A 5,883-nucleotide genomic window follows, 5' to 3' on the forward strand; every position below is an offset into this window, starting at 1 on the left:
AATCGATTCAATCGACTCAATTTGCACCGCCTGACGGAATGGGCCGCACGGCGCCTTGTGCTATGCTCGGCCACTGATCATTTCTACGATGGGCATTCGTCATTCATGTGGGTTCCCCAGCTAAGCGACACCAGCCAGCCGATGTACCTGTCGATCGCCGATGCACTGGCGCGCGATATCGACAGTGGAGTGTTGAATGAAGGTGATCGGCTGCCGACGTTGCGGGAGCTGGCCGGCGCGTTGGATGTCACGCCGGGCACCATCAGCCGGGCATACAGCGAAGCCCATCGGCGTCATTTGGTGCGCGGGGAAGTGGGACGCGGCACTTATGTGCTCAACCGCCAGTTACTTGAACTGCCGACGAGCAACAATGCCGTGGCGCTCAACCTCGGCCAGCCTGAATTACTTGATCTGTCGATCATCAAGCCCTATAGCGAGACGTTGGATTATTGGTTGCGCGGTGCGCTGGTGGGCATGGCCAGGAGCACCGATTTCGCTCGCGCCCTGGATTACGCCCCCGACGGTGGGCATCCGGCCCATCGTGAGACAGGGGCGCAATGGCTTCGCCATTCATTGCCCGACGCCCAATGGCAACAGGTGGTCATCACGTCGGGTGCCCAGCATGGCTTGATGGTGGCAATGAGTGCCCTGACCCGTGCTGGCGACCTGGTGCTGTGCGAAGCGCTTTGCTATCCCGGTATCATTTCCCTGGCCCATGGCCTGGAGCGTCGCCTGCGCGGCGTGCCGATGGATGACGAAGGCATCATTCCCGAGGCGTTGCGCGAGCTGTGCCAGCGGGAAAAACCGGCCATGCTGATTTGCGTGGCAACGTGCCAGAACCCCACGGCGGCGATCATGTCGCAACAACGCCGGGCCCAGATTGCGGCGCTGGCCGAAGAGTTCGATTTCATCATCCTGGACGATGATATCTACGGTTTTCTCGCGACCGATCCCTCGACCAAGCCGTTGGCCGCCTTTGCACCGGACCGCTCGGTGTACCTGACCAGCCTGTCCAAGTCGATCATGCCGGCGCTTCGCATCGGGTATCTCCATAGCCCGCCGAAACTGCTGTCGCGCCTGACCTCGATGGTGCGCAGCAGCGTCTGGATGCCCTCGCCGTTGACCGCGCAGTTGGCCAGCAACGTAATCACCGAGGGCCTGGACAAGAAGCTGGTTCGCATCCAGCGCAACGAAGCGGCTGCACGGCAAGCGATTGCCCAGGAAATCTTCGCCAGGTTCGAGCTCAAGGCCCAGCCTTACTCGTATCACGTCTGGTTGACGCTTCCCGAGCCTTGGACCAGCGATGAATTCACCATGCTTGCCCGGGCCAACGGCGTATTGGTACTCAGCGGCAGCCAGTTCCAGGCTGAACGTTCAGGCACCGCCAGCCGGTGCGTGCGCCTGGTGCTGATGTCCCCCACCAGCCAGGACGAATTGCGTTTCGCCCTGACCAAGCTCGCCAGCCTGATCGATTCGGACCCGCGTCGGTTCTATTGATAAAAAAGATCGCCGCCTTCGGCAGCGCCTACGCGGTGTAGGTGCTGCCGAAGGCGGCGATCTTTTGGTCATTCGTCCGACGGGTTGAGCAACTCGGACAGGGCGTCCGGCTGGCTCTTGAACGCCTTGGCGAACACATCGCGATTCTTCGCCATGTAGATCCCGGCCTCTTCTACCTGTTGCTCGCTCAGCGATGGAACGGCTTTTTGCAACACTTCGGCCAGCAATTCGGCGAGTTCCAGCATTTTGTCATGACGGTCAGCTTCGGCTTTATCCATGAACAAGCGCTCCAGATCTCGGCTGCTGCGGTATACCACTTCGACGGCCATTCACCACCTCACATGCCTTCACATTGGTTATCTTGCGACTACTGTATTTATATACAGGCGAAGGATAAGCGAATCCCTTCCCTTTGAATAGTGGCTTTTTAATGTAGCCGGTTTCGAGTCTTGTCGCGTAAGCCTTGCTTGTTCGCGCCGCCGCCATTTCGTGTGATACGTGTCGAATACCAGCCCATCGCCATCTCATCCCGGACACTGGCCTTTTTTCTGCATGCAGAACAATCGTCACGTCCAACCCGCATCATCCGGTCGAGTCGACCTAAGGAAACTACATCGTGAAAATCAACTGGGCCGAGAACCTGCGCCAGAACGTGCATCAACTGGCCGAATCGCTGGGCAACCTGTTCGTCGAGACGTTTCACTACCTGGCGCTGTTCGCCATTGGTGCGGTGACCGCATGGGCTGCGGTGATGGAATTCCTGCAGATGATCGAAACGGGACACATCAAGATCGATGACATCCTGCTGCTGTTCATCTACCTCGAATTGGGTGCGATGGTCGGGATCTATTTCAAGACCAACCACATGCCGGTGCGCTTTCTGATCTACGTGGCGATCACGGCGTTGACGCGGCTGCTGATTTCCAACGTCTCCCACCACAGCCCGCCTGACCTGGGAATCATCTACCTGTGCGCTGGCATCCTGCTATTGGCGTTCGCGATCCTGGTGGTGCGCTATGCCTCGTCGCAGTTTCCTTCGGTGAAGATCGAACATCCGCACCGCAAGATCGGTGCGGGTTCCAGCGAACATTCCGAGGTAGAGAAGGGCGAAATCTAGAGGCCGGCGGCAGAAGGTGCCGGGCCTTGGGCTTGGGGTGGTGGCACCTTGATGCTGTCACCGCCGGTCATGGCTTCGAGGATGGCCACGGCGCTGTGGCCCTGTTCGATGGCGATCCCGAACTGGATGCTCTGTACCAGGCGTCTCAGCCGTTCCGGATCGTTGCGTTGCTGGGCGCTGATCATGCGCTTGGCGATGATGCGCCCGCCCTTGGAAAGGGTCAGCATGATGCTTCCGTCCAGGCCCTGAATGCTCAGGTTGATTTGATACTGCGGCGCGAAGGCGTCCGTAATGATCTGAAAAGGGTTGTCCATGATGCGTCACCGCCTGATTGAACGTGCAGTTGTTGACCGGCCATGATCGGGATTAGTTCGCAATACCGGACCACCGGCCATTCCATGATCGTGTCCATCCAAAGGTTGCGGAGGGCGTCAGCGTCCGGGAATCGCCGTCTCGCCGCGTTCGGTAGCTTCTGCAGGCTCCTGTAGAGGAGTTAGCAAGGGCCATGCCGGAAAAACTGTCGGACAATGATCACGGCGCCTGACGCGCTGATGCTCTGGGATGAGGCTCTACGTGCTGCCCGTTTCGGGGCAGGAATCGCTGGATGTCCCTTGGCGGTGCAGGTCGGAAAGGGCGTTTCGAGGGGGGAGGTAAGGCGAAGCAACTCCCGACATTAACAGCGCTTTTGCCCGTTGTCCGGCTTTATTTGCAAATCAATATTTATCTTTTTCCAGGGCTTGAATTGTTCTTCCGCCAGCCCGACTCTGTACTCAAGGGGCCGTTGCGCTAACGTCGATTGGCCCCTGGCGAGCTAGCCGAAATAAGGGATGAACTATGCAAATCCAAGTCAATAGCGATAACCATATTCAAAGCAGCATCCGACTGGAGGAGTGGGTACGTACTACCATTGAAAGCACGCTCGAACGTTATGAAGAAGACCTGACACGGGTCGAGGTCCATTTGGGGGATGAGAACGGCGACAAGCCCGGTCCCCATGACTTGCGTTGCCAGCTCGAGGCCCGGCCAAAAGGCCATCAGCCAATTTCGGTGACACACAAGGCTGAGTCGCTGGAGCTTGCCATCGAAGGCGCAGCCAGCAAGCTGGAACACAAATTGGAGCATCTGTTCGGCAAACTGCGCGGCAAGCGCGCTGCCACCAACGGTCCGACCGAGTCGATTGCACTGGCCGATGCCATGCTGGAAGAAGAATTCCTGGAAAACGAACGGGCCGCGCTCAACGGTTGATCGCTCCGTCCCTATTTAATATCTGACTGAAAACGGGCCTGCACATGCAGGCCCGTTTGCGTTTAGCGCAGGAACGCCTGGCGATACTCTCCTGGCGTCGCGCCCAAGGCCTGGCGAAATCGGTGGGTGAAGTGGCTAGCGCTGGCAAATCCACAGGCCAGCGCTACATCGCCCAGCGGCTGCGAAGTGCTGCGCAATAGCTGCCGCGCCTGGGACAGGCGTCTTGCCAGTACATACTGATGGGGTGGCAATCCGAAGCTTTCGCGGAACATCCGGGAAAAGTGGTATTCGGAGAGCGCGCACAACGCAGCCAGTTGTCCCAGACTGATGGCCTCGGCCAGTTGAGCGTCGATGTACTCCACCAGCATGCGCCGCTGGTGAGGAGCAAGCCCGCCCTTGAGACGAAGGCCCTGGCGTGGGCTGACCTGGCTGAGCAGCAAGTGGCTGAGCATGTCATGGGCGAGGCTGGTGGTGAGCAGGCGCTCGGCGGGCTCGTCCCAATTCAGGTTGATCAACTGGCGAAAGCGCTGCGCCTGTTGCGGGTCGTCAAGAAACGTCGCTTCGTGCAACTGCACTTGCCTGGGTTCGCGATCGAGTAGCGTGACACAGCCAACGGCAAACTGCTCCGGACTGAAATACAGGTGGGCCAGGCGGATGTCGCCGTTGATGACCCATGCTGATTCATGCTCTGCCGGCAGGACGCAGAGTTTGTCGGGCGCGCCGGTAGTATCAGGCCGCTCGCGGCGAAACGTACCGGTGCCGCCGGCGATATAGCACGACAGCGTATGGTGGGTCGGCGCTTCGTAGTCGCGGGCGTCGTGATGATTGCTCCACAAAGCGGCCGCCATGCCGTCACCGAGCTCGGCGCTGTGCTCAAGGCGAGCATTGGGCGAGCTGTTGAGGGCTTGGAAGACTTGCAGGGTTTGCAGACTGGCCATGATCGTTTCTCCAACGCTTGCATCCTACTCCGTCATCCGCCCCGTGCCAGCCTGACCCGCATAAAAACCGCAAGTTTACGCAAGCGCCGGGCATGCATCGGCATGACACTGGAGGCCATTGCCAGGAGTCACCCTCATGAACCTCTCGTTGTACCTGCTGACCGTACTCATCTGGGGCACCACCTGGATCGCCTTGAAGTTGCAGCTGGGCGTCGTCGCCATTCCCGTGTCGATTGTCTATCGCTTCGGTCTTGCCGCGCTGATCCTGTTCGCGATGCTGTTGCTCAGCCGGCGTCTACAAGTGATGAACCGGCGCGGCCATTTGATTTGCGTGGCGCAGGGCTTGTGTCTGTTCTGCGTCAACTTCATGTGTTTCCTCACGGCCAGCCAATGGATTCCCAGCGGCCTGATCGCCGTGGTGTTTTCCACCGCGACCCTCTGGAATGCCTTGAACGCTCGTGTGTTCTTTGGCCAGCGGATCGCCCGCAACGTGCTGCTGGGCGGAGCCTTGGGGTTGCTGGGGCTGGCGCTGTTGTTCTGGCCGGAACTGGCTGGCCACAGCGCCAGTCCGCAAACGCTGCTCGGCCTGGGATTGGCCTTGTTGGGCACCTTGTGTTTCTCGGCGGGCAACATGCTCTCGAGCCTGCAGCAGAAAGCCGGCCTCAAGCCACTGACCACCAACGCCTGGGGCATGGCGTACGGGGCGGCGATGTTGTCGGTGTGGTGTCTGTTCCAGGGCATCCCGTTCGAGATGGAATGGAATGTTCGCTATGTCGGGTCGCTGCTGTACCTGGTGATCCCAGGCTCGGTGATCGGCTTCACCGCCTACCTGACGCTGGTCGGCCGCATGGGCCCGGAGCGCGCAGCGTATTGCACGGTCCTGTTCCCGGTAGTGGCGTTGAACGTCTCGGCGTTCGCAGAAGGCTATCAATGGACGGCGCCAGCGCTGGCAGGGCTGGTGCTGGTGATGCTGGGTAACGTGCTGGTGTTTCGCAAACCGCGACCCGTAGCAACGGAAGTCGCGCTGGGTGCCCGCTGATGCACTACGTCAGGCGATAAACCTTGTGGCGAGGGAGCTTGCTCCCG

8 protein-coding genes are annotated in these 5,883 nt (G+C 59.6%); 5 read left to right on the plus strand and 3 right to left on the minus strand.

The features are described 5' to 3' along the window. The first annotated feature begins 105 nt into the window (after positions 1 to 105). The gene (locus OC610_RS19650) at positions 106 to 1,497 is read left to right on the plus strand and encodes an aminotransferase-like domain-containing protein (protein ID WP_264430034.1); all 1,392 of its coding nucleotides are present in this window, start codon (positions 106 to 108) and stop codon (positions 1,495 to 1,497) included. A 68-nt stretch (positions 1,498 to 1,565) separates the two neighbouring features. On the opposite strand, the gene OC610_RS19655 is transcribed toward OC610_RS19650, so the two are convergent. Further along, positions 1,566 to 1,826, minus strand: coding sequence for a YebG family protein (locus OC610_RS19655; protein ID WP_003205410.1), 261 nt, complete (start codon positions 1,824 to 1,826; stop codon positions 1,566 to 1,568). A gap of 287 nt (positions 1,827 to 2,113) precedes the next feature. Here OC610_RS19655 and OC610_RS19660 point away from each other — a divergent pair, with 287 nt between their 5' ends. Further along, on the plus strand, positions 2,114 to 2,614 hold the full coding sequence (locus tag OC610_RS19660; RefSeq protein ID WP_264430023.1) for a phosphate-starvation-inducible protein PsiE: 501 nt from the start codon (positions 2,114 to 2,116) through the stop codon (positions 2,612 to 2,614). Here the strand turns inward: OC610_RS19660 and OC610_RS19665 are convergent. Further along, positions 2,611 to 2,928 (minus strand): DUF3509 domain-containing protein, encoded by a 318-nt coding sequence (locus tag OC610_RS19665; protein ID WP_264430025.1) that lies wholly within the window; start codon positions 2,926 to 2,928, stop codon positions 2,611 to 2,613. The two genes, OC610_RS19660 and OC610_RS19665, sit on opposite strands and share 4 nt — an antisense overlap. Positions 2,929 to 3,218: 290 nt before the next feature. On the opposite strand from OC610_RS19665, the gene OC610_RS19670 reads away from it, so the two are divergent. Both OC610_RS19670 and OC610_RS19675 read left to right on the plus strand, forming a co-directional pair. After that, positions 3,219 to 3,404, plus strand: coding sequence for a hypothetical protein (locus OC610_RS19670; RefSeq protein WP_264430027.1), 186 nt, complete (start codon positions 3,219 to 3,221; stop codon positions 3,402 to 3,404). Between the two features lie 44 nt (positions 3,405 to 3,448). Continuing rightward, positions 3,449 to 3,859, plus strand: a complete 411-nt coding sequence (locus OC610_RS19675) for an HPF/RaiA family ribosome-associated protein (protein ID WP_030139911.1) — start codon at positions 3,449 to 3,451, stop codon at positions 3,857 to 3,859. A 62-nt stretch (positions 3,860 to 3,921) separates the two neighbouring features. Here the strand turns inward: OC610_RS19675 and OC610_RS19680 are convergent, their stop codons facing one another. Then, entirely contained in the window at positions 3,922 to 4,797 is an 876-nt protein-coding gene (locus OC610_RS19680) for an AraC family transcriptional regulator (protein WP_264430029.1), read from the minus strand. A 136-nt stretch (positions 4,798 to 4,933) separates the two neighbouring features. On the opposite strand from OC610_RS19680, the gene OC610_RS19685 reads away from it, so the two are divergent. Continuing rightward, positions 4,934 to 5,836: a DMT family transporter gene (locus OC610_RS19685; protein WP_264430031.1), complete on the plus strand. Its 903-nt coding sequence runs from the start codon at positions 4,934 to 4,936 to the stop codon at positions 5,834 to 5,836. The last annotated feature ends 47 nt before the right edge of the window (positions 5,837 to 5,883 follow it).

It is taken from the genome of Pseudomonas agronomica, from assembly GCF_025917275.1.
Lineage (GTDB): Bacteria > Pseudomonadota > Gammaproteobacteria > Pseudomonadales > Pseudomonadaceae > Aquipseudomonas > Aquipseudomonas agronomica.